The sequence below is a fragment of the Pseudomonas sp. 10(2024) genome (genome assembly GCF_045164175.1).
Lineage (GTDB): Bacteria > Pseudomonadota > Gammaproteobacteria > Pseudomonadales > Pseudomonadaceae > Aquipseudomonas > Aquipseudomonas alloputida.
Window position 1 is genome coordinate 2,665,366 of sequence record NZ_CP174006.1, and the last position, 21,584, is coordinate 2,686,949.

Below are 21,584 nucleotides of genomic sequence, written 5' to 3' on the forward strand. Positions count from 1 at the left end.
TGCTACGCCCGAGGCAAGGCTGGCAATGTTCAGTCGCCAGGGCGGTACAGGTGGGCATGCCCGGCGCGGTACAAGGCCGATTCGGCGAACGGTGTGTCCCCCAGGACGTGGCCTACCAGGATCAGCGCCGTGCGCCGGAAATCCTTGGCCGCTACGCGTTCGACGATATCGCCGAGGTTGCCGCGCACCCAATCCTGGTCTGGCCAGGTGGCCCGATGCACCACCGCAACCGGGCAGTGCGCGCCGTAGTGCGGCATCAACTCATCGACAATGCGCGACAGGTGCTTGACCCCCAGATGAATTGCCAGGGTGCTGCCATGGCGCGCCAGGTCGCCCAACTGTTCACCCGGCGGCATGGGCGAGCTGTCGCCGTAGCGAGTAAGGATCACCGTCTGCGCCACTTGAGGCAAGGTCAGCTCGCAGCCGAGCAGGGCGGCGCTCGCTGCCGTGGCGGTAACGCCGGGGATGATCTGGTAATCGATGCCCAGCGCTTGCAGGTGGCGAATCTGCTCGCCGATGGCGCCGTACAGGCTGGGGTCGCCGCTGTGCACCCGGGCCACATCCTGACCTTTTTCGTGTGCGCTGCGCATGGCGGCGATGATCTGTTCCAGGTGCAGTTCGGCGCTGTTGATCACGGTTTCGGCCTGGTGGCCTTCGAGCACGGCGGCGGGTACCAGTGAACCGGCATAAATGATCACCGGGCACTGACGAATCAGCCGTTGGCCCTTGACCGTGATCAGCTCCGGGTCGCCGGGGCCGGCACCGATAAAGTAGATGGTCATGCAAAGTCCTGGCAAGAAAGAGGGGGCGAAACGCTCAGCAGGCCAGGGCGAGCGTCGCCGGGCCCAGTACCTGGCGCGTCAGCAGCAGCCTGGCCGTACCCTGCCGCTGGCTGGCCAGGGCCAGTGCCGCGCTCTCGGCTACGCCCCAGCAGCCACTGTGCCGATGGGCAACGGCGGAACGGTGGCTGAGCAGTGGTTCATAGGGTTGCAGTTGCGCGCCATGGTACAGCACCAACGGCAAACCGAGGTGCTCTGCCAGTTGCAACAAGCCGGGCTCGTCGGCCTTCAGGCTGATGCTTGCGATACCGCGCAGGTCAGCCAATGCCAGGCCCTGTTTGTCCAGGGCCTGGCACAGCAAGCGTTGCAAGGTATCCGCCGGGCAACCCCGGCGGCAGCCAAAACCGGCATAGAAGGCAGGCATCAAGCCTGGCTGGAACGGCGGAACAGCCAGGCGCTGAGCAGGCCCAAGGCCAGCCAGAAGGCGGCGTTGGTGAGCCAGGAGGCTACCTTGAATTGGGTTTCCAATGCTTCAGGGGCCAGGCTTTCGTGCACCTCGGGTTGCGGTGCACCGATTACATGGGGAATGACCAGCAGCACGGCGCCCAGCGCCTTCAGCAGCCAGTGGCGGGCGAACACCAGCAAGGCCAGGCCCAGCGCTGTGGCACTGGCTGTACCGACCCACCAGGTTTGGCGTTGCCCCAGGTCGGCGGCCGCCGTACCCGGCAGTTCTGGTGGCAAGCCCAGGGTTGGGGCCAGGCAGAACACGGCGAAGCCAGCCAACCCCCACAATGCGCCAGTGGCGGCGCGTTTGGGCTCGCGAAGGCTGTACAGGGCGGCGAGGATCAGGGCGAAGCCGACCGCAACCACCAGGTTGCCGCCTGTGGTGGACAGCACGCGCTGCCAGCCGTCTTCCGGCGACCAGGCTTCGGCGCTGTGTTCATGAGCGGCAACTTCGCCACCGTGTTCGTGGTGTGCGGCCGGGGCCGAGGACTCGTAGGTTTCCGCCTCCAGAATCAGCGGAGCCACCCAGAAGCTTTGCAGCAAGGTCAGCAACAGGGCTGCAAGGAGCCCGCTGAATCCCGCAGTACGGGCAATGCGCGTGATCATCAGGCGTACTCAGTGGCAGGGGAAGGCGGCGCTGTGGCGGGTGTCGTGGGCGGCGTTGTGCACGGCCTCGATGTGCGAGAACCCGGCAAAGTAGACCAGGCACAGACCCAGCAAGCTGGCACCGACGGCGATGGTTACACGCTGGCTGAGCGTAACGGGGGTAGCAAGGCTGTGTTGTTTGGCGCTGGTGACGGGCATGACGCGATCCTCTGCTTTTTGTGGGCAATGGGCGAGCGCGGCAGCCCCGGACGTGGTCGCCCAAGGGAATGCAACAGCGCCCGCCCACCGCGGGGTGTTCATGAACGCCAGGCCGGTCTCCGGGCTTGCGAGGAAGAGCTGGGCTCCTGGAACGCGTCACCTTCCCATGCCGTACTACGAGGCACAGTGGTACAGACGCTTCACTCGCTTACCGTTGCGGGGGCAGCACCGGCATTGTCCGGCCCTGCTGAAGGGCCTGGGACGCACCGGTTTCCCGTTTCACCCCCTGAGGGGCACCTGAACGCGAGGCATAAGGAGAGCATGGGGCGGGCTTGGCGTCAATGTCATACAGCGTGCGAGGCTGTCGAACAGCAGGTACGACAGGCTCAGGCCTGCAGTCTTCTTCCAGCAGGCAGAAGTGCAGAAACCGGGCGATCACCCGCGGGCGAATGCCGCCAGCTTGTCGCCATCCAGCCGGTAGCGCACCCACTCATCCTGCGCCTCGGCCCCCAGTTTCTGGTAGAAGCCGATCGCTGGTTCGTTCCAGTCCAGCACACTCCATTCCAGACGCCCGCAGTTGTTCGCCAGCGCTTCGCGGGCAATGTGCTGCAACAACTGCCGGCCGGCGCCATCGCCGCGTTGCTCGGGGGTTACGTACAGGTCTTCCAGATAGATGCCATTGCGCCCGAGCCAGGTCGAGTAGCTGTAGAAGTACACGGCAAAGCCAATTGCACGGCCATCACGCTCGCACATCAGGGTGTGCACAGTGCTGCCTTCGTCGAACAGGCTGTGCTCGATGTCGGCAAGGGTGGCGACCACCTCGTGGCGCGCGCGTTCGTACTCGGCCAGTTCGGTGATGAAGGTGAGGATCTGTTCGGCATCGGTACGAACGGCAGGGCGAATGGTGAGGCTCATGGTGACGGCTTCCTTGATCCGGATTGTCGGTACAGTGATGTGTATCTGCGTAATTTAATCGAACTGTATCGGTTGCTGGGAGTGGCGCTCCGTTAGTGTGACAGCACCAATAAAGAAAGTGGAATGCCCGCCATGCTTGCCTCTGCCGACCTGCTGACCGCCTTTGTGCTGTTTGCCTTTGTGTCTTCCATCACCCCGGGCCCCAACAACACCATGTTGCTGGCCTCGGGGGTGAACTTCGGCGTGCGCCGCTCGGTCCCTCATGCCTTGGGTATCAGTTTTGGTTTCATGATGATGGTGCTGGCCGTCGGCCTGGGGCTGGGTGAGGTATTCAAGGCCTGGCCACCCCTGTACACGGTGCTGCGCTACGCTGGCGCCGCCTATCTGCTGTACCTGGCCTGGAAGATCGCCACTTCCGGGCCGGTCGGCACGGCCGCGTCCAGTGCCCGCAAACCGCTGGGCTTCTGGGGTGCGGCGGCGTTCCAGTGGGTCAACCCCAAGGCTTGGGTGATGGCGGTAGGGGCGATTACCACCTACACGCCAGCGCAAGGCTATGTAACCAACGTGATCGTCATTGCGGCCTTGTTCGCTTTGGTCAACTTGCCCAGCGTGGGGGTATGGGTGATGTTCGGCAGCGCCCTGCGCAACCTGTTGCAGAATTCGCGCTGGCTGATGCTGTTCAATGTCGTGATGGCCCTGTTGCTGGTGATTTCCCTGTACCCGCTGCTATTTGTAGAATCAGCGTTTTCCTGACCCCGAGAGTACAGTAAGCCGATGCAGTTGATTCCCTGGTCCCACGAATGCGCCGAAGGTTTCACCCTGCGTGGCTGGCGAACTCCGGCCAGTGGCAAACCACTGCTGCACTTTCTGCATGGCAACGGCTTCTGTTGCCTGGCCTACCAACCGTTGCTGATGCGCTTGGGCGAGCATTTCGACCTGTGGCTTTGCGACGTTCAGGGCCATGGGGACAGTGATCATGGTGGGGTGTTTCGCGGCTGGAACCGCACCGCTGCCCTGGCGGCGGAGGCCTTTCAGGGCGGACGTGGCGAGTATGGCGACGTACAGCGGTTTGCCGCAGGGCACAGCTTTGGTGGCGTGCTTACGGGGCTGATCCTGGGCAGTGAGCCGCAACTGTTCGCACGTGCCGTGCTGCTCGACCCGGTACTGTTCAGCCGACGCATGATCGGTGTGATGGGGGCGGCAGCCCTGGTCGGCCTGCATCAGCGTCATGCCCTTGCCCGCAAGGCCGCCAGCCGCCGCAGCCACTGGCCCGATCGCGAGTCGGCGTTGGCCTCGCTGGAAGGGCGCGGCATCTTCAAAGGCTGGACCCATGCGGCACTGCAGGCCTATGTCGAGCATGCCATCGGTGATTGTGGCGAGGCCGTGGTGCTCAAGTGCCGGCCCAGCCGTGAAGTGGAGATCTTCAGCTCATTCCCTAAACGCATGTGGGCCAGTCTGGCCGCAATCACGACACCGACACGGGTGTTGTATGGCGAAGACACCTATCCCTTCGTGCCACACTCGGTGAATCGCTTGGCGCTGCTGAACCGCAATGTGACCGCACGGCAAGTTCCCGGTGGGCACTGTTTCATGCAGGAAGACCCGGCCATGGCGGCCGAGCAGGTGCTCGATTTCTTGCAAGGTTGACTATTCTGCAAGTGGGACGATGCATGCCATTTTAGCCAGCTACCGCGTGATTGGCATCATTGATAAGGTTATCTCAGCCAAGAGAGGAGCCTTCTCATGAAAACGATTCTGGGTATTCACCGCAGCCCCCACGCCCATTGGGTGGGTGATGGTTTCCCGGTGCGCAGCCTGTTCACCTACGACAACCTGGCCAGCCGGATCAGCCCGTTCCTGCTGCTGGATTACGCCGGCCCGCATGATTTCGCCCCGACCCAAGCACGACGCGGCGTAGGCCAGCACCCGCATCGCGGCTTCGAGACCGTGACCATTGTCTACCAAGGTGAACTGGAGCACCGTGATTCCACCGGTGCTGGCGGCTTGATCGGTCCAGGTGACGTGCAGTGGATGACGGCGGCCAACGGCATCATTCATGAGGAGTTTCATTCCCCCGACTTTGCACGCAGTGGCGGCACGCTGGAAATGGTCCAGCTGTGGGTGAACCTACCGGCGCGGGACAAACGTGCAGCGGCCGGCTACCAGACGCTGCTGGCCGGCGACATTCCGGTGGTAGCGCTCGACGGTGATGCCGGGAGCTTGCGGGTGATTGCCGGTGACTACCACGGCCACCAGGGTCCGGCTCGAACCTTCACCGCGATGGACGTGTGGGATTTGCGGCTCAACGCCGGCGCGGCCTTGCAGTTGCCGGTTGCTGCCGGTCGCAATGCGGCGCTGGTGGTGTTGCGTGGTAACGTTCGAATCAACGGCGAGCGCGAAGCAGGCCCGTCCAGCCTGGTGCTGCTCGACCGGGAGGGTGTAGATGTAGCCGTCGAGGCGCTGGACGGCGCAAGTGTGCTGTTGCTCAGCGGTGAGCCGATCGACGAGCCGATCGTTGGCTACGGCCCTTTCGTGATGAACAGCCAGGCGGAGATTGCCGAGTCGTTCGATGATTTCCATGCCGGGCGGTTTGGGCTGATGCAGGACGAGAGGGGAGGCGCCGCACACTGATGCTGTTAATTGGTTGGCCTTTCCCGGCTGGGGCCTGGCCAACGCCTAGTTGACCGAGACCACTCGTCGTTAAGTCTGCTAATGCATTCGAACACTCGGCCGCCGCGGGGAATCTTCCACTAAGGTGCTAGAGGATTCCCCGCATGCTCATTGCCGGGGAGCATGGTCAGCTGGCCGAGCATGCGCAATATCAATTGGCGCCCCGCCCGACAAAGGCGTACTTCCATACAACAGGCCATCCCACAGAGAGGGTCGTACCATGTCGTTGATAGGCGTTTCTATGCTAGAGATGCGGCAACTGATCGAGCAGGCCTGCTTGCCAGACCGCTGTGAAGTGAGTTGCCCGGATGGCGCGCACTTGACCATCCGCCTGGGCCAGGGCCAGGATCTCGACCAAGGCGTGACCCTCAGCGGGGTCGCCCTGCAAGACCTCAACAGTTGTCGTGACCTGGTCAACCTGGTGGAGCAGCTGCATGCGTTGCGTGACAGCCACCCGGCGCCACTCAAGGCGATTGCCTGAACGCGGCTGTCGTGCCCCGGTCAGCCCAGGCTGGCCGGGCGTACGTATTCCGGCATCAGGCCGTTGAACCAGAACAGGATCATTGCCACCAGGATGGTCACCAGCAGCAGCAACCCTACCCCCCAAACGCACGTTGCAAACAATAACGCCTGCTCTTTCTTCAGCCGCATGAAAGTCTGCAACCCGCCATATAGCAACACGCTGGCATACACAGAGGCAGCCATTAGCGCGGTAAAGGCGAGCCAACGAATTGGCATCAGACCAACCACTCCGGCAAAGAACCACGGCGTGGCGCAATAGGCGGCAAAGCCGATACACTGGTTCAGGCTGGGCTGTGTATTGAACCCTCGTGACATCCAGCGGATCATCACTCCCATCAGCATCACACCTATCACAGTGGTGGTATACAGCAGGCCGGCCAATTGGGCGGCGCTGCCTATGCTAAGGCGTACCCGCTCCTCGGCCGCCAAGCTCCAGCCGAAGGTGGTAGTGCCAACGAAGAGGCACACGGCGGGTATCAGCGCCAAGGCTAGCAGGCGTGGCAGGTATTGCTGTGGGTTGTCTTCCTCGGCTCGGCGAATGTCCAACCAGGCGTCGGCGGGGTGGGTGAAGAGCTTGAATAACGGACTGTTCATAGCGTTCTCCGGTAGGCAAGAGCCCTTTTGCTATGGAGACACGCGGCTCTCAGCCAGTTCAGCCTGGATGGCCGCCGTTGATCGGCTTATTGCAGTTCCAGCAGCAGGTTCAGGCCACCATCCCCGCATTTTCCCTTCTCGCGAACCACGCCGTGATAACTCCGCCCATCCCAGACGAAGGCCACACTGTGAGCCCGGTCGATCTTGTCAGGCAGTGGGGGGCAAACGTGCAGGCGCAGCCCTGGGCGACCTTGCAGGTTGAGGGCGGCGAGCTGGCATTGGCATTCCACTCGTTGCGCCACCGGGCCGAACAGGGTGTCGCGTACGTAATCGAGTTGCAGCGAAGCATTGGGTGCGCGGCCAGGCATCTTCATCGGTACATGGCTCCGTTACAACGGCTCGAAGAACCACACGGGTTGGGCATGGCAGGCTCCAGACAAAAGAAAGGCGGCTTATCATTCGAAGCTTGCCTGGCCAAGATGTTCAATGTGTTTCATGTGCGTTCATCTTGTTTTGCGCTGGCTGGCAGATGACGGCCCCTGTTCAGGCACCCGCCTTGCGCAAAGTCAGGTTGATCCGCCGTTCGCCCAGGCGCGGATGCACACCGGGCTTGATCGGTAGCACGCCGTGAAAGCGCAAGCGGTCTTCGCCACCCCACACCAGCACATCGCCGTGGCTCAGCGCGATGCGCTGAGCCTTGTCGGCACGCTGCAGGCCGCCGAACAGGAACACTGCCGGTAAGCCCAGCGACACCGACACGATCGGCTGGCCGAAATCCTGCTCGTCGCGGTCCTGGTGCAGACTCAGGCGTGTGCCCGGCAGGTAATGGTTGACCAGGCAGGCATCCGGCACGAAACCGTCAAACCCGGCCATGGCTGCGGCGCGGGAGGCCAAGGCGAGCAGAACCGGGGGCAGGGCGGGCCAGGGCTGGCCACTGACTGGGTCGCTGGGGCTGTATCGGTAGCCATGTTGATCACTCACCCACCCCAGCGTACCGCAGTTGGTCAGGGCCACTGCCATGCGCAGGCCTCCTGGGGTGTACATGTGCCGGAACGGCGCAGCACGCAGCACCGGACGCAGGGCATCGAGCAGCGCCTCGGTTTCGGCCAGGGCGAAGCCGGGCAGCAGCACGGTGTGGCTTGCCAGGCGTTGCGGCTGGGGGCCGAACAGGTCGAGGTCGGACTGGATCATGTGGCTGCACATCTTCGAGCGGTTTGCCATTGTACCCGACAGCTACACGTCAGGGGATTGCACACGCCGGCCGGATCGAACGATGGCAGAGGACGGGATGACAGAAAAAGGAACCGCGGCACCAGGGAGAGGAGCACCGCGGTTCAAGGGGGAGCGGTTTACTGCTGGGTCACAGTGGCCAGGTTCGCGCTGCCCAGCTGGGTGATGGTGGCGGATTGGGCGACACCACTCTGGTCGACGAACGCCTTGTTGCTTTGGCCTCCCTGGGTCACGTAGGCGACGTTGATGCTGTCAGTCTGTTTGATGGTGGCTTCGTTTCCGCTTCCGTAGAGTTGGTTGGTGTAGCTCTGGTTGCTATAGCCGGACTGGTCGAGCGTGATGGTGTTGCCGGTGCCCTGGCTGCTGCCGTAGGCATAGTTGTCGGTACCACGCTGGTCGGCGATCAGAATGTTGTCAGTGCCGTTCTGTTCGAAGTACAGCTCGTTGCTGACATCATCCTGCTTGGTCGACATCTGGTTGCCTTTACCCGTCTGGGTCAGCGTGGCCAGCTGGTCAGCGCCCTTCTGGGTCAGATTGACGCCGTTGCCATTGCCAGCCTGGTTGATGGTGGCGTTCTGGTTGGTGCCGAACTGGCCACCCATCTTGGCGCCTTTCCAGTTACTGGCGGTGATGCTGTTGCCATTGCCTTGGGTGTTGATGGTCAGGTTGAGGTTTTCACCGTTCTGATAGGTGAAATGCAGGTTGTTGTTGCCGGTCTGGGTAATGGTGGTGGTCGAGTTGTTGGTCTCGAACTGGTCCGACCAACTGGCGTTGGCATTGCCTTGCTGCGACAGGCTGACCTTGTTGCTGACGCCGAAGCTCTGGTCGATATAGCCTTCGTTCGACTGGCCGGTCTGGACCACGGAGGCCTGGCTACCGATCTGTGTGTCCTGCCACACTTCCACAGAGTTGCCGCCCCCGTACTGGCCAATGGCAATGGTGCCGCCAGTGCCTTCGCGCTGGTCGCCATAGGCCCAGTTGTCGTGGCCTTCCTGATAGACCTGGATATCGCCATCGACATGGTTCAGGTGCTCGGCGGTGGCGTAGTTGTCCTGGCCGGTCTGGTTGACGGTGCTGCGATTGTTGCTGCCACCGAAGGTCTGTTCGATGAAAGCCTCGTTGCGCTGGCCGGATTGCCAGCTGGTGGCTTTGCTGCCTTCCTGGCTGTCCTGCCACACGGTGGATTTATTGCCGACGCCTTGTTGGGTTTGCAGCGATTCGTTGTTCGACCCAATCGACTGGCTGGCGAAGGCATCGTTGTAGCTGCCTCCGGCTTGCTGGGTGATCTGGCTGCCGTTCTCGAACAGTTGCTCAGCGTAGCCGGCGTTGTACTGGCCGGTGGCGCTCTGCTGGATATCGCTGGTGCTTTCGGCCTGCACGGCGAGGTGGTTGTGGCCCTTGCCAGTCTGGTTCTGGGTGGCCGAGGCGAAGGATGCCTGGGTCTGAGAGACTTCGGCGATGTTTTCCTTGCCGTCCTGGGTCTGGGACGAGGTGCTGTCAGCAGCCATGGCCTGACCTGCGAGGGCCAGGACGATAGCGGCACTTAACGGAGCGAGCTTGTACATGGTGGTGCCTCCAGGTCTATCGGTATTGGGTGATCTGAACATGCTGGCCATTGCCAGCCTGGGTCACGGAGCTGTTGAGCCCTGAGCCGGACTGCACGATGCTGGCGCTGTTGTCGTTGCCGATCTGCTCGATGGCGGCGTTGTTGCTGCTGCCGCTCTGGCGAATCGACGCACTGTTGCCATTTCCCTGTTGGCTGATGATGGCCATCAGGTCACTGCCTTCCTGCAAGATGTACGCTTCCTGGGCACCGCCGGACTGGACGATACGGCCCAGCAGGGCCTGACCGTTCTGGTCGAGGGCGGCGCGGTTGCCTGACCCTTGCTGCTCGATCACCGCAGCCTGGCCGGCACCGGCCGGCAGCAGGCGGATGATCACTGGTTCACCGAGGTCGTTGCCGGGTGCAAGGTCGGCATTGTCCATCAGGTCCTCTGCCCAGCAGGCCTGGCCCGCCAGGGCCAGGCAGAGCAACAGGGAGTACAGCCGTTTCATCGAAGCCTCCGGCTTTTACTGCACGACTACGTTGACAGTGCGCGTGGTGCCTTGGCTGGTGGTGATCGTCGCCGTCGGTGCCGCAGTCGGGATGATCGTGGTGCTATTGCTTACCACCAGGCGCCAGCGGCCGGTCAGCGCTACCGTGGCCGTCCCCAAGGTCTGGACGCCCGTGGTAGTGGTTACCCGCACGGTTACGGTATTGCCGGTGGTCACCGACGAGGTGCCACTGATGTCCCAGTTGTAACGGTTGTTGGAGCGCGCCGTGACCGTGGCTGTCGTGACGGCGAAGGTTTCTGCGGCAGGCCGAGGCGACACGTTGACGGTGACCGTACTTGGGGTGGACAGCCCCCCCAGCGAGTCACGTGCCTGGTAGGTGAAGGTGGTGGTGAAGGCTGTGGTTACAGTGGCCGGTGGGGTATAGGTCACGGTTGTGCCGTCGGTGCTGACCGTGCCACGGCCGGCGGCCGGCTGGGTGATGTTGGCCACACTCAGCGGTACGTTGCCTTCTGGATCGGTGTCGTTGGCCAGCACGTTGATGGTCAATGGCACGCCCAAGGTGGCAACGGTTTCCGGGTTGGCAGTCGGTGCCTGGTTAGGTGCGACGTTGATGGTGACCGTGGCCGGTTCCGACTTCAGGCCCTTGGCATCCACCGCCCGGTAGCTGAAGTTGGCTACCAGCGGTTGTGTGGCCCCGGTCGGCGGTGTGTAGGTAACCGAGGTGGTGCCGTTCAGCACGACGCCGCCAAGGCCGGTCCCGGGTTGGGTCAGGTCGCTGATGGTCAGCGGCACGTCGCCATCCGGGTCGCTGTCGTTCAGCAGCAGGTTGAGTGTGATCGGTACACCGACACTGGTGCTGCCGACATCGGCCTGGGCCAGCGGTGGCTGGTTGGCGGCCTCGACCGGGGCGCTGCCGACCACGATCACCGGCTCCACATCACTACCGCCATGGGCAGACTTGACCGTAACGGTGGCGGGCGGTTGAGCCAAATCGTTGACCGTGATGCTTTGCAGTGTGCCCGATTTCGACATGCGGCCGTAGCCTTGGGCGAGCAGGTCGGGGACCGTTACTTCGTCGCTGGAGCTGGCCTCGATCAACAGACGTTTGTTGGCCCAGTCATAGCGTGCGGTGCTGACTTTGACCACGTCGCTGAGCTTGCTCGAGAGCGCAGTCGGCTGGGTGCCGCCGACTGCGTTGCTGGCGGTGACAACCACCACCGCTGGCGGCACCGACTGGTTGAACTGCTGGCTGAAGAACAACCCGTTGTTGTCCGAAGTCAGGGTGAACTGACAAGGCGAAGGCGGCGTGCCGATCAGTGCCAGGCCATTGCGCATGCACAAGCTGGCCTCACTCGGGGCCTTGGCGAACACTTCCACGCGGGTGCCGCTGCCGTTGCGCGAATAGGTGGCGCGCTCCAGGGTGACCGGGGTTTGTGCTCGCTGGTCCAGCACCTTGCCAGACACGGTGAACGTGTTGGTCTGAATGGCGCCCGCGGGCCCTTCGATGCGCACGAAGTTGGTATTGAAGGGGCTACCCGTGACCGCTTCGGTGATATTGGGGTCGCCGATGAAGGTTTCGGTGGTGCCCGTGTCAGGGTTGACCTCTGTATATGGCCCGCCAACCCCCTTCAGCCAAGGGCCGATCGCCCCCCCCAGCGCCCCCTGGAAGTTGCCCGGAGCACCGATACCGATGTCCCGGGTGATGTTGATCGCGCGACGACCTGCCGTGGTGACGTTGACCGTCTCCACCCCGTAAGGGTGCGTGATGGTGTAGGTACCGGTGCGTGGGACCGATGCGCGGATACGGATGCGGGCGAAACTTTGCTGATCACCGTCTACCGGGTTTTCAGCAGCAAAGGCTGCCTCTATACCGGCAACGTAGACCTCCAGCTCATATCCGCTGTTACCGACTTGTGGTATCGAGGTTTCGGCCAGGAACCAGAACATCTCGGGTGGCCAGTTATCTGGAAATACCAGCGGCAGGGCATCGTCATAGACCCCGGGCTCGGGCAACAAGGTGCACATGTAGGCGGGCGCCCCGGGTGCGCCTGGCGCACGGGTGCTGGTGGCACGCGACTGGCACAGCTCCAGGGATTGGTCGAGGCTGTCCTTGTACCACATCGGATAGCCACCTGTGGCGAAGGTGTAGGGCCCCGGATCGACATCAGACAGCGCGGCGAACGCGGCGCTGGTAACGGTAAGAGAGAAACCGGCGGCCAACAGCGCACGGCGCGACCAAGTGTTCATGCTGCCTCCTTGAAGGCTGAGCCTTTGTCTGTTCATGGCACCAGCACCACGTCTTCGGAGTCGCTACCACCGTTGGCGCTGGTGACCTGCACCTTGGCCGGCGGAATGGGCGAGAGGGTCATGCTCAACGTCTTCACGGCGCCGGTACCGCCCAGGTTGCCGATCAGCGTGCCGTTGCCGGTATGTGCGGTAAGTACTGGAGGTGTTGTTTCGTCACTGGTGCTGGCCACCAGGGTCAGCTCGCCGGTGGACAGGCGGTACTGGGCCTGCGTGATGGTGACCAGGTCGGTCAGGGGAACGTTGCTGGTGGTCAGGCTGCTGGTCGGGATTGCCACGCTGTTGTCAGCGGACAGTGTGACGATGGTTCCGGCCGCCGGGTTGAGGGCTGACTGGGCGTACCAGGCGCCGGTGCCGTTGGCCTCGGTGAGGCTCAGGTTGGGGGTCTGGCTGGTCAGGGTGACGCTTGCCGGTGGCGGCGGGGCCAACACGAAGATGTCTTGCTGGGCGATCAGGTCGCCGTTCTCGGTATGGCGTGAGTAAGTGCTGCGTTGTGGCATCAGCGGGGTTGGCAGGACCACTTCGGAAAGCTTGCCCGAGACTGCGAACAGCTCGGTGCGCAGGTCGATGCCACCAGGGCCTTCGATGCGTACGTAGTTGGTGTTGAATGGGCTGCCCGTTACCGGTTCTTCCAGGTTCGGGTCACCGATGAAGCGCTCGTTGCCTTCGGTGTAGGGGCCGTTGACACTGCGCAGGAACGGCCCGACATCGCCCTTGAGTGCGCCGGTGAAGTCGCCTGCGCCGGCGATGCCGATGTCGCGGGTCATGTTGATCGCCCGGCGCCCTGCAACGGGCACATCGAACACTTCAACACCATAGGGGTGGGTGACCACGTAGGTGCCCGCGGTGGGAACGTCGACCCGAATACGGACCCGGGCGAAACTGACCTGGTCACCCTCGACAGGTTCCTCGGCGGCGAATGCCGCTTCGATCGCCGTGCCATAGCTGAGGTCGATGCCACGCGCAGCGTCGACGATGGCAGCGTCGGCTGTGAACCAGAACGCTTCGTCAGGGAAGTTGGTGGGGAAGACGATGGGTTGGGTATCGTCGAACACACCAGGTGTGGGCAGTAGCGTGCACATGTATGAGGGTGCGCCAGGTGCGCCTGCGACCCGGGAGCTGACGGCCTTGGTCAGGCACAGGTCGAGGGTACGACCGTGGCTGTCCTGGTACCAGGCGGGGAAGCCGCCGTTGGCTGGGACGTAAGCGCCTGGATCGACAGCGTTCAAGGCGGCCTGCGCGGGAAGCTGGAGAATGCCGGCGAAAATCGCCACTGCCAGCGGGTGGGGTATCGGTCGGTGCATGAGTCAATTCCTCCTGCAAACGGGCCCATGGACTTGGGGCGTCTGGGAGGAGATCGGCAAGAGCTGTGCCAACACCTGAAAAATGCTTTGCAGGCCTTGTGGTGCAGGGGCTACAGATTCTCAGTAGGGCTTTATGCCAGCCGCTGGCGGTGGGCAGCGTTCCCCCAAGGTTGGGGATTGGGGGCCGGTAATTCAAACCCGGTTTTAGAAGCCAATGCGGTTTTTGCTACAGTGCTACGGCGGTCCCTTCCCCAAGCCGAGCCAAGCGATGCAACCCCTCGACCACCTTTCCCTGAACCTGTTCATCGTCGTCTGCGAAGAAGGCACCATCGCCCGCGCAGGCGAGCGCGCGTTCATGGCGCCGTCCGCTGTCAGCAAACGTATTTCAGACATTGAGGCGCGCTTTGGCACCGCCTTGCTCAAACGTAGCAAGCGCGGCGTGGAGCCCACCCCGGCGGGGCTTGCACTGCTGCGCCATGCCAGGGAAATGACCCGCGCCATGGAACGCCTGGACAGCGAGCTGAGCGAATACGCCCACGGCGCGCGTGGTCATGTGCGGGTGCTGGCCAATGTATCGTCGATCATGGAGTTTCTGCCCGAAGAACTGTCAGCGTTCATGCTGGAATACCCACTCATCCAGGCCGATATCGAAGAGCGCTTCAGCGCCGATGTCGTTCGTGGTGTGGCCGAGGGCACTGCAGACCTCGGTATCTGCCGCAAATCCATGGCGGTGGGTGACCTGGATTTCGTACCGTATCGGCAGGATCACCTGGCCGTGGTCGTTGCTGCTGACCACCCGTTGGCCGGCCGCAGCCAGATTGCCTTCGAGGAAACCCTGGGTTACGACCACCTGGGGCTATCGGCCTTTGCCACATTGAACGCTTTCATGCGTAAAAGCGCTGAACAGTCAGGCAAGGCGCTGCGTTTTCGTTCGTACGTGTCGTCGTTCGACGCGGCATACCGTCTGGTGCAGTTCGGCCTTGGCCTGGCGGTGTTCCCGCAAGAGGCCGTATCCCGCTATGCGGCGTTGTTCGACCTGCGGGTCATTGCGCTGACTGACGACTGGGCGCTTGGCGAATTCGTCATCTGCATGCGCGACCGGCACACGCTCTCGCTGTCGGCTCGGCGCCTGCTTGACCACCTGTTGCTGCGTGCACCGGCCTGGCAGGTCGCGGGCTGATCCATCGTGGCTGACGATGGATCAGCCCGCGAAACACGTCTTTTCTGCCCGTCATCCAGCTCTTAGTCTGGCGCAACGCTTCAGACAGAGAGACCGCGATGACAACAATAACAATCAATGAAGTCGGCCTGCGCGATGGCTTGCAGAGCCTGCAAGTGATCATGCCGACAGCAGCCAAACGCCGCTGGATCGACGCCGCTTACGGCGCCGGCGTGCGTCATATGGAAGTCGCGTCGTTCGTGTCGGCACGCTTGCTGCCGCAGATGGCCGATGCCCGCGAAGTGGTGGCTCACGCCCTCACGTACCCGGACCTGCAAGTAACCGTGCTGGCTCCAAACCTTCGTGGCGCAAGGGACGCACTTGAATCGGGTGCACACCGCATCGTCGCCCCGGTATCGGTGAGCACGGCGCACAGCCTGGCCAACGTGCGCCGCACGCCAGTGGAGATGGTCGAGGAACTGGGGCGCATGTGCCAGCTGCGTACTGAAATGGGCCTGCATGGGGTGCAAGTCGTGGCCGGCATGTCAGTGGCCTTTGGCTGCACCCGCCAGGGCGAGGTGCCGCTGGCTGACCTGTGTGCGTTGACCCGCCAGGTGATCGAAGCCGGTTGCGACCTGGTCTCCCTGGGGGACACCACTGGCTATGCCAATCCGGGCCAGGTGGCAACGGTGCTTCAGGCCGTACGGGAGATTGCAGGCGACCGTCTCAAGGCCGCGCACTTCCATGACACCCGGGGCCTGGCCTTGGCCAACAGCCTGGTGGCGGTGCAGCAGGGCATTGGTGAACTGGATGCCTCCCTGGCAGGCCTGGGAGGGTGCCCGTTCGCCCCTGGCGCGTCTGGTAATACCGTGACCGAGGACCTGGTGTTCATGCTGCAAAGCATGGGCTACGACACCGGCATCGACTTGCCTGCACTGATCGAAACCCGGCAGGTACTAAGCGAAGCGCTACCGGGCGAGCCACTTTACGGCTTCATCGCTCGGGCCGGATTGCCGCTCAACTTCGCCAACACACACCGCCACGCCTGAATTGCCCGTAAGAGGAGCACCACAATGTCCAGACTTCCCTTGGACGGTATCCGTGTCGTTGAGATTTCGCATATGGTCATGGGCCCGACGTGCGGCATGATCCTCGGCGACCTTGGCGCCGAAGTCATCAAGATCGAGCCGGTACGCGGCGACGGCACACGCCGTTTGCTGGGCGCGGGGGCGGGCTTTTTCCGCACCTTCAACCGCAACAAACAATGCATTGCTGTCGATGTTGAAACGCCCGAGGGCCGTGAGGCCGTGCTGCAATTGATCGACACCGCCGATGTCTTCATCGAGAACTTCAAGCCCGGGCGTATGCAGAAACTGGGTCTGGGCTACGACGCACTGTGCCAGCGCAATCCAGGGCTGATCTATGCCTCGCACAAGGGGTTTCTCAGCGGGCCATACGATAACCGCCTGGCGCTGGATGAAGTGGTGCAGATGATGGCCGGTCTGGCCTACATGACAGGGCCGGTGGGGCGCCCGCTGCGCGCAGGCAGCTCGGTGAACGACATCATGGGTGGCATGTTCGGCGCCATTGGCGTGCTGGCCGCACTCAACGAGCGCCACAGCACCGGCAGGGGCCGTGAGGTGCAAAGTGCCCTGTACGAGAATTGCGTGCTGCTGGCTGCCCAGCATATGCAGCAGTACGTGGTCACCGGTGAAGCCGCAGCGCCGATGCCGAACCGCATCAGTGCCTGGGCCATCTATGACGTGTTCACTTTTGCCGGTGGCGAGCAGATGTTTGTCGCCGCCACAGGGGAAGGCCAGTGGCACGCGTTATGCCGGGTACTGGGGCAGACCGCTTTGCTTGATGACCCGACCCTTGGTAGCAATAACGACCGCGTGTTGCAGCGGCCACGGCTGCTGGCGCACCTGGCCGAGGTGTTTGCGCCGCTGGACGCCGGGCAGTTGGCGTTGCAGCTGGAAGCCAACGGCATTCCTTTCGCGCCGATCCGCCGCCCTGAAGAGTTGTTCGAGGACCCCCACCTGCTACAGAGCGGCGGCATGGCCGAGCTGCAACTGGAAGACGGCAGCCACACACCGATGCCGTTATTGCCGCTGTCACTGGACGGCCAGCGCCTGCAGCCACGGCGGGCGATCGCGAGGATTGGTGAGCACACCCGCCAAGTGATGCGTGAACTGGGTTACAGCGACGCGCACATTGCCCAGCTGTGTGCGGCGGGCGTGCTGAAAACAGACGACGCGGCGTGAGGAGGGCTTGAGATGGCGATCTACCAATATGACAACCTTGCACCCAACCTGCACCCGGAAACGTTCATCGCCGAGGATGCCAGCGTCATCGGCGACGTTACCCTGGAACAAGGCGTCAGCGTATGGCCGCAGGCCGTGCTACGGGGCGACAACGAAGCGATCCGTATCGGCCAGCACAGCAACGTGCAGGAGGGTGCTGTCTTGCATGCCGACCCCGGCTTTGCGTTGACAGTGGGGCAAGGTGTCACCATCGGCCACCAGGCCATGCTGCACGGCTGCACCATCGGCGATGGCGCTCTGATCGGCATTCAGGCGGTGGTGCTCAATGGCGCGGTCATCGGCAACAACTGCCTGGTGGGTGCCGGCGCCATCGTCACCGAAGGCAAGGTGTTTCCCGACAACTCGTTGATCCTGGGCGCACCTGCCAAGGTAGTGCGCGAGCTCACTGCCGAAGCTATCGCCGGTATGCAGCGCAATGCGACCGAGTACGTCGCAAAAGGCCAGAGCTTCAAGGAAAAGCTGATCCGTATTCGCTAAAAAACCTGCTGGTGGCGCCCTTCGAGGCGTCGCTGCTCTCCAATAATTACAAGAATGGAGATTCACCATGGTTGCTTTGACCGGCGAACTGGCGCGTGAGCGCAACGACAGTCACATCAATGAGCTGCTGCTATACCGCCGTGTGGCCTGGCGCATCATGCCGCTGGCTATCATCTGCTTCCTGTTCTCCTACTTCGACCGCATCAACATCAGTTTTGCGAAGACACAAATGCAGCAGGAACTGGGCCTCAGCGATGCTGCCTACGGCCTGGCCGCGAGTATGTTCTTCGTCGGCTACGTGCTGTTCGAAGTGCCCAGCAGTCTCGGCCTGAAACGCTACGGGGCTCCGGCCTGGATCTGCCGGATCATGGTGTCCTGGGGCCTGGCGACGGCTGCGCTGGTATTTGCCTATACCCAGTACACGCTGTACTTCCTACGCTTTCTGATCGGCGTCATGGAGGCCGGTTTCGGCCCGGCGATCCTGTTCTACCTGGCATGCTGGTTCCCGCGCAAGCACCTGGCGAAGATGAATGGCCTGTGGTTCCTGGCGGTGCCGCTGGCCGGAGCGGTGGGTGGCCCGGCTGCGGGCTTTTTGCTGGGGACAATGGACGGCGTGTTGGGCCTCGCTGGCTGGCACTGGTTGTTCCTGATGTCCGGGCTGCCGTGTGTGCTGCTGGGCCTGCTGGTGCTGTGGAAGCTGGACCGCGATATCGAGGCGGCGAAATGGTTGAGCCGCGAGGAGAAGGACCTGCTGGCGGAGAACCTTGCCCAGGACAAACGCGCTGCAAAACCGATACTCGGCTCGATCTGGCGGGTGTTGCTGACCCGTGAAGTGGCGATCATGGCGTTCATCTACTACGTGGTCAAAACCGCGTCCTACGGGCTGAATTTCTGGATGCCGCACCTGATCAAGTCCTCGGGGGTGCAAGACATGCTGTGGGTTGGCGTACTGTCGGCATTGCCTTATGCGGTAGCGTGCATCGGCATGGTGTTGCTGACTCGCCACTCCGACCGCACCGGCGAGCGTAAGCGCTATCTGGTGTACTGCCTGCTGGCGGCCGCCGTCGGTTACCTGCTGGCGTGCCTGTTCTCCGACTCTCCCTTCGCGATGATGACCGCGCTGGTGCTGGCCACTGCGGGCACCTTTATCGCTATCCCGATCTTCTGGACCATTCCACAGTCGACGTTCTCGGGGCTGGCAATTGCTACCGGCACCGCCGCGATCAACTCGGTGGGACAGCTGAGCGGCATCGTTGCACCAGTGATGGTGGGCAAGATCAATGACCTTACCGACAGTACCTACATGGGCATGCTGTCAATCGCGCCGCTGATCCTGGTCGCATGCCTGGTGGTGATGCGTTACGTGCGCAACCCTAAAAGCTGATTGGCGCTGAGTCTTCGAACAACAACAAGAACAAGAGCAAGGCATACCAATGATCGTGATCTTTCGGCGAGCATCGCTGGTGCTCTCGGCGCTTTACTGCGCCTGTCAAACCGCCCAGGCTGCCTTTATCCATGACGGCAGTGGCAGCCTGGAACTGCGCAATTTTTATTTCGACCGCGACTTTCACGGTGACAGCGCCGCGCAATCGCGGCGCGGTGAATGGGCCCAGGGCTTCATGCTGCGCTTGCAGTCCGGCTATACCGACGGCGTGGTTGGCTTTGGCCTGGACGCAGCCGGCATGCTGGGGCTCAAGCTGGACTCCTCGCCTGACCGTAGCGGTTCCGGCCTGTTGCCGCGAGGCAGCGACAAACGCGCCGCGGATGACTACGCCAAGGCCGTGGCTACCTTCAAGGCCAGGCTGGCGCAGAGCGAATTGAAGGCGGGGGGCCTGAGCCCGCAACTGCCATTGCTGGCGTCCAACAGCAGCCGCTTGTTCCCCCAGTGGTTCAACGGTGTGCAACTGGTGAGCAAAGACTTGGACCGGTTTACGTTCACCCTGCTGCAGGTGGATGCCACCAAATTGCGTGACTCCACCGACTATGAGGACCTGACCGCCATGGCGCAGCAAGGGGCCTATTCGGCGGCGGTCACCAGTGATCGTCTGCGCTACGCCGGCGTCGATTACCAGCCGTTGAACAACCTGACCCTCAGCCTTCACACCAGTGCGCTCGAAGACCTGTTCCGGCGTGATTTTGCCGGGTTCAAGTTCAAGACCCGCCTAGGGCCGGGGGATGTGTTCACCGAGTGGCGCTGGTTCAATGCAAGGGAGCAGGGCCGGGCGTTGCTGGGCGGAGTCGACAATCAGACCCTCAGTACCAACTTCGGGTACAGCGTTCAGGGCCACATGTTCAGTGGCGGCTATCAGAAAGTGCGTGGGGATACGGCATATGCCTACGTGGGGGGCACCGATACCTACCTGTTCAGCGAACAGCAGGTCAGCACATTTGCCTTGGCGAACGAACGGGCGTGGATGCTGCGCTACGACTTCAACTTTGCTGCCGTGGGCATCCCCGGGCTGACGTTCAACGTGCGTTATGTAAAGGGCGATCAGGTGGACCCGCAACGCATTGCCAGCGCAAAAGGCAGGGCATTGGCCGCTGGCGACGGAGAGGGGCGGGAATGGGAGCGGACTACGGATATCACCTATGTGGTGCAGTCGGGGGCGCTCAGGAATGTGTCGCTGCGTTGGCGCAATGCGAGCATGCGCTCGAATTTTGCCGATGCAGCGGATGAGAACCGGGTGATCGTCGGGTACACGTTCGAATTCTGAATTCAGACACAATCTTCGTTGGGCGCAGCCGGTTTCGCTTGCGCTTTGGATCTGCGCGGTTTGCGTGGTTTTTTCGCCGGCCGCTTGCCGGGCTTGAGCTGCCAGCGGTCGGCGTTGGCGAGCAGGCGTGCCTGGATTGCGGGTGGGTAGTCGCTCAGGGTTGTCACGGGTGGGACTGGCTTGCCGGGCATGCCGGCCTCGCGGATGACCTTCGGCCAGCGCGGTCGCCAGCACAGCAGCAGGCTGAGCCAGTGGGCGGTGCCGATGATGACGAAAGCAGGCCAGACAAACAGCAGCGCAACTTTGAACAGCCAGCTGCTTTTGCGGAAGAAACGCCCAAGGCCTTCGAACTGGGCGCTGAATGCCTGGATGGGTGAGGGTAGCTGGGTGCTCAGGCGGGGCGGGGTACGGCGTGTGGGCCTTCTTCCATGTAACGGCGGATGAATTCCCACTCATCACGCAGTTCGCTGCCGCCTTGGCCTTGTTTGCCCAGCAGGGCCATTTCCATGTGGGGCAGGCCGGTGCGGCTGGGGTGCCAGACTAGACCGAGTCGCATGCCCATGCTGAGTGAGTCATCTTCTGGGTCGATGGCTGTACTTCCTGTTGTTTTCCATGGGAAGGTTACGATGCCGCCGCAGTAGCCGGGGCGGTGGAGGTGGACCTGTTGAGTTTTTCGATTGAATCGAATGAGCAGATGGCGGCTGGTTAGCATTTCCAGCCTTGAAAGTCTAAATCCATATTTTGCATATATATAATAGGCGGCACCCCCTAGCAATATCATGTAAGTGCTAAATAAAACTGAAAATACGGAAAGAAACTCAGGCTGGGTTGCATTTATATAGATTGAGCCAAGGGTTATGTTTAGCCATGAGTAGGTCATTGGTCCCAAGCTGCCCAAGGTCATTAAGGTGATGATGCCGCGCTTCTCCTCCGAGCCACCGCATCGCATCTCTAGGAAATTTTCATTGAAGGAATAAACAGGGCCGCGTGCGCGAGGGTTTTCGCTTACCTTCCGAAAATGGACTTCCTCTTCCAGGTCACCTTCGTAAAAGTCACGCATCGCGCGATTTTCTGCTGGCGTCATTTCGGCAACGTACGCCTTGCGCGCAGCTTCGGACTCGATTGCCATCCGCCAGAAACCCCATTCAATTAGATACACTATAAGACCTCGCTGAAAGCGGAATGAAGCTCCTTTAATTCTTCGTGTTCTTCATAAGGCTTGGCTGTTT

General features: G+C 62.2%; 22 protein-coding genes, 1 pseudogene and 1 riboswitch. Of the genes and pseudogenes, 10 read left to right on the forward strand and 13 right to left on the reverse strand.

From position 1 onward, the window contains the following. Positions 1–29: 29 nt before the first annotated feature. From cobM to ACI7M0_RS11865, 5 genes are all read right to left on the reverse strand, one after another. Positions 30–782: a precorrin-4 C(11)-methyltransferase gene (cobM, locus tag ACI7M0_RS11845; RefSeq protein ID WP_014590839.1), complete on the reverse strand. Its 753-nt coding sequence runs from the start codon at positions 780–782 to the stop codon at positions 30–32. Between the two features lie 34 nt (positions 783–816). Next, a complete protein-coding gene (locus tag ACI7M0_RS11850; protein ID WP_020190465.1) occupies positions 817–1,203 on the reverse strand; it encodes a cobalamin biosynthesis protein in 387 nt (128 codons plus the stop codon). Next, positions 1,203–1,889 (reverse strand): CbtA family protein, encoded by a 687-nt coding sequence (locus ACI7M0_RS11855; RefSeq protein ID WP_104887702.1) that lies wholly within the window; start codon positions 1,887–1,889, stop codon positions 1,203–1,205. Before ACI7M0_RS11855 ends, ACI7M0_RS11850 begins: the two co-directional genes overlap by 1 nt. Positions 1,890–1,898: 9 nt before the next feature. Then, positions 1,899–2,087: a CbtB domain-containing protein gene (locus tag ACI7M0_RS11860; RefSeq protein WP_014590842.1), complete on the reverse strand. Its 189-nt coding sequence runs from the start codon at positions 2,085–2,087 to the stop codon at positions 1,899–1,901. 92 nt (positions 2,088–2,179) lie between these two features. Beyond that, positions 2,180–2,403, reverse strand: a riboswitch (cobalamin riboswitch). Between the two features lie 119 nt (positions 2,404–2,522). Further along, positions 2,523–3,002, reverse strand: a complete 480-nt coding sequence (locus ACI7M0_RS11865) for a GNAT family N-acetyltransferase (RefSeq protein ID WP_003253811.1) — start codon at positions 3,000–3,002, stop codon at positions 2,523–2,525. Between the two features lie 123 nt (positions 3,003–3,125). On the opposite strand from ACI7M0_RS11865, the gene ACI7M0_RS11870 reads away from it, so the two are divergent. The 4 genes from ACI7M0_RS11870 (at position 3,126) to ACI7M0_RS11885 (ending at position 6,153) form a co-directional block, all read left to right on the forward strand. Then, positions 3,126–3,755, forward strand: coding sequence for a LysE family translocator (locus ACI7M0_RS11870; protein ID WP_012052198.1), 630 nt, complete (start codon positions 3,126–3,128; stop codon positions 3,753–3,755). Between the two features lie 21 nt (positions 3,756–3,776). Next, positions 3,777–4,649, forward strand: coding sequence for an alpha/beta fold hydrolase (locus ACI7M0_RS11875; protein ID WP_129933624.1), 873 nt, complete (start codon positions 3,777–3,779; stop codon positions 4,647–4,649). Between the two features lie 96 nt (positions 4,650–4,745). Further along, positions 4,746–5,633: a pirin family protein gene (locus ACI7M0_RS11880; RefSeq protein WP_129933625.1), complete on the forward strand. Its 888-nt coding sequence runs from the start codon at positions 4,746–4,748 to the stop codon at positions 5,631–5,633. A gap of 259 nt (positions 5,634–5,892) precedes the next feature. Continuing rightward, positions 5,893–6,153, forward strand: a complete 261-nt coding sequence (locus ACI7M0_RS11885) for a DUF1652 domain-containing protein (RefSeq protein WP_064491187.1) — start codon at positions 5,893–5,895, stop codon at positions 6,151–6,153. A 20-nt stretch (positions 6,154–6,173) separates the two neighbouring features. Here the strand turns inward: ACI7M0_RS11885 and ACI7M0_RS11890 are convergent, their stop codons facing one another. The 7 genes from ACI7M0_RS11890 to ACI7M0_RS11920 all read right to left on the reverse strand — a co-directional run bounded on the left by ACI7M0_RS11890 (position 6,174) and on the right by ACI7M0_RS11920 (position 13,681). Next, a complete protein-coding gene (locus tag ACI7M0_RS11890; RefSeq protein WP_104887698.1) occupies positions 6,174–6,788 on the reverse strand; it encodes a Yip1 family protein in 615 nt (204 codons plus the stop codon). Positions 6,789–6,874: 86 nt separating this feature from the next. Continuing rightward, the gene (locus ACI7M0_RS11895) at positions 6,875–7,162 is read right to left on the reverse strand and encodes a hypothetical protein (protein WP_003253801.1); all 288 of its coding nucleotides are present in this window, start codon (positions 7,160–7,162) and stop codon (positions 6,875–6,877) included. 169 nt (positions 7,163–7,331) lie between these two features. Further along, a complete protein-coding gene (alkB, locus tag ACI7M0_RS11900) occupies positions 7,332–7,979 on the reverse strand; it encodes a DNA oxidative demethylase AlkB (RefSeq protein ID WP_129933626.1) in 648 nt (215 codons plus the stop codon). Positions 7,980–8,137: 158 nt separating this feature from the next. Further along, positions 8,138–9,583 carry a curlin gene (locus ACI7M0_RS11905; protein ID WP_104961583.1) on the reverse strand — a complete coding sequence of 482 codons (1,446 nt, stop codon included), beginning with the start codon at positions 9,581–9,583 and terminating at the stop codon, positions 8,138–8,140. A gap of 16 nt (positions 9,584–9,599) precedes the next feature. Further along, a complete protein-coding gene (locus tag ACI7M0_RS11910; protein WP_020191832.1) occupies positions 9,600–10,073 on the reverse strand; it encodes a curlin in 474 nt (157 codons plus the stop codon). A 15-nt stretch (positions 10,074–10,088) separates the two neighbouring features. After that, positions 10,089–12,320, reverse strand: coding sequence for an Ig-like domain-containing protein (locus ACI7M0_RS11915; RefSeq protein WP_104961584.1), 2,232 nt, complete (start codon positions 12,318–12,320; stop codon positions 10,089–10,091). A 32-nt stretch (positions 12,321–12,352) separates the two neighbouring features. Beyond that, entirely contained in the window at positions 12,353–13,681 is a 1,329-nt protein-coding gene (locus ACI7M0_RS11920) for a hypothetical protein (RefSeq protein WP_104961585.1), read from the reverse strand. 268 nt (positions 13,682–13,949) lie between these two features. Here ACI7M0_RS11920 and ACI7M0_RS11925 point away from each other — a divergent pair, with 268 nt between their 5' ends. The 6 genes from ACI7M0_RS11925 (at position 13,950) to ACI7M0_RS11950 (ending at position 20,355) form a co-directional block, all read left to right on the forward strand. After that, positions 13,950–14,861: a LysR family transcriptional regulator gene (locus ACI7M0_RS11925; RefSeq protein WP_064493220.1), complete on the forward strand. Its 912-nt coding sequence runs from the start codon at positions 13,950–13,952 to the stop codon at positions 14,859–14,861. A 98-nt stretch (positions 14,862–14,959) separates the two neighbouring features. After that, positions 14,960–15,889, forward strand: a complete 930-nt coding sequence (locus tag ACI7M0_RS11930) for a hydroxymethylglutaryl-CoA lyase (RefSeq protein ID WP_047605215.1) — start codon at positions 14,960–14,962, stop codon at positions 15,887–15,889. A gap of 24 nt (positions 15,890–15,913) precedes the next feature. Further along, positions 15,914–17,104, forward strand: a complete 1,191-nt coding sequence (locus ACI7M0_RS11935; protein ID WP_010954265.1) for a CaiB/BaiF CoA-transferase family protein — start codon at positions 15,914–15,916, stop codon at positions 17,102–17,104. Between the two features lie 12 nt (positions 17,105–17,116). Further along, positions 17,117–17,641 (forward strand): gamma carbonic anhydrase family protein, encoded by a 525-nt coding sequence (locus ACI7M0_RS11940; RefSeq protein WP_010954264.1) that lies wholly within the window; start codon positions 17,117–17,119, stop codon positions 17,639–17,641. Between the two features lie 67 nt (positions 17,642–17,708). Then, complete coding sequence (locus tag ACI7M0_RS11945) at positions 17,709–19,025, forward strand: MFS transporter (protein ID WP_076403116.1); 1,317 nt, start codon at positions 17,709–17,711, stop codon at positions 19,023–19,025. A gap of 49 nt (positions 19,026–19,074) precedes the next feature. Continuing rightward, entirely contained in the window at positions 19,075–20,355 is a 1,281-nt protein-coding gene (locus ACI7M0_RS11950) for an OprD family porin (RefSeq protein ID WP_129933974.1), read from the forward strand. Between the two features lie 2 nt (positions 20,356–20,357). Here ACI7M0_RS11950 and ACI7M0_RS11955 read toward each other — a convergent pair. Beyond that, a pseudogene (locus ACI7M0_RS11955) lies at positions 20,358–21,514 on the reverse strand (DUF6708 domain-containing protein). Positions 21,515–21,584: the final 70 nt, after the last annotated feature.

Excerpts from the sequence above, each read along its gene's own strand:
- cobM (WP_014590839.1), bottom strand. The coding sequence starts at position 782 with ATGACCATCTACTTTATCGGTGCCGGCCCCGGCGACCCGGAGCTGATC.
- ACI7M0_RS11850 (WP_020190465.1), bottom strand. The coding sequence starts at position 1,203 with ATGCCTGCCTTCTATGCCGGTTTTGGCTGCCGCCGGGGTTGCCCGGCG.
- ACI7M0_RS11855 (WP_104887702.1), bottom strand. The coding sequence starts at position 1,889 with ATGATCACGCGCATTGCCCGTACTGCGGGATTCAGCGGGCTCCTTGCA.
- ACI7M0_RS11860 (WP_014590842.1), bottom strand. The coding sequence starts at position 2,087 with ATGCCCGTCACCAGCGCCAAACAACACAGCCTTGCTACCCCCGTTACG.
- ACI7M0_RS11865 (WP_003253811.1), bottom strand. The coding sequence starts at position 3,002 with ATGAGCCTCACCATTCGCCCTGCCGTTCGTACCGATGCCGAACAGATC.
- ACI7M0_RS11870 (WP_012052198.1), top strand. The coding sequence starts at position 3,126 with ATGCCCGCCATGCTTGCCTCTGCCGACCTGCTGACCGCCTTTGTGCTG.
- ACI7M0_RS11875 (WP_129933624.1), top strand. The coding sequence starts at position 3,777 with ATGCAGTTGATTCCCTGGTCCCACGAATGCGCCGAAGGTTTCACCCTG.
- ACI7M0_RS11880 (WP_129933625.1), top strand. The coding sequence starts at position 4,746 with ATGAAAACGATTCTGGGTATTCACCGCAGCCCCCACGCCCATTGGGTG.
- ACI7M0_RS11885 (WP_064491187.1), top strand. The coding sequence starts at position 5,893 with ATGTCGTTGATAGGCGTTTCTATGCTAGAGATGCGGCAACTGATCGAG.
- ACI7M0_RS11890 (WP_104887698.1), bottom strand. The coding sequence starts at position 6,788 with ATGAACAGTCCGTTATTCAAGCTCTTCACCCACCCCGCCGACGCCTGG.
- ACI7M0_RS11895 (WP_003253801.1), bottom strand. The coding sequence starts at position 7,162 with ATGAAGATGCCTGGCCGCGCACCCAATGCTTCGCTGCAACTCGATTAC.
- alkB (WP_129933626.1), bottom strand. The coding sequence starts at position 7,979 with ATGATCCAGTCCGACCTCGACCTGTTCGGCCCCCAGCCGCAACGCCTG.
- ACI7M0_RS11905 (WP_104961583.1), bottom strand. The coding sequence starts at position 9,583 with ATGTACAAGCTCGCTCCGTTAAGTGCCGCTATCGTCCTGGCCCTCGCA.
- ACI7M0_RS11910 (WP_020191832.1), bottom strand. The coding sequence starts at position 10,073 with ATGAAACGGCTGTACTCCCTGTTGCTCTGCCTGGCCCTGGCGGGCCAG.
- ACI7M0_RS11915 (WP_104961584.1), bottom strand. The coding sequence starts at position 12,320 with ATGAACACTTGGTCGCGCCGTGCGCTGTTGGCCGCCGGTTTCTCTCTT.
- ACI7M0_RS11920 (WP_104961585.1), bottom strand. The coding sequence starts at position 13,681 with ATGCACCGACCGATACCCCACCCGCTGGCAGTGGCGATTTTCGCCGGC.
- ACI7M0_RS11925 (WP_064493220.1), top strand. The coding sequence starts at position 13,950 with ATGCAACCCCTCGACCACCTTTCCCTGAACCTGTTCATCGTCGTCTGC.
- ACI7M0_RS11930 (WP_047605215.1), top strand. The coding sequence starts at position 14,960 with ATGACAACAATAACAATCAATGAAGTCGGCCTGCGCGATGGCTTGCAG.
- ACI7M0_RS11935 (WP_010954265.1), top strand. The coding sequence starts at position 15,914 with ATGTCCAGACTTCCCTTGGACGGTATCCGTGTCGTTGAGATTTCGCAT.
- ACI7M0_RS11940 (WP_010954264.1), top strand. The coding sequence starts at position 17,117 with ATGGCGATCTACCAATATGACAACCTTGCACCCAACCTGCACCCGGAA.
- ACI7M0_RS11945 (WP_076403116.1), top strand. The coding sequence starts at position 17,709 with ATGGTTGCTTTGACCGGCGAACTGGCGCGTGAGCGCAACGACAGTCAC.
- ACI7M0_RS11950 (WP_129933974.1), top strand. The coding sequence starts at position 19,075 with ATGATCGTGATCTTTCGGCGAGCATCGCTGGTGCTCTCGGCGCTTTAC.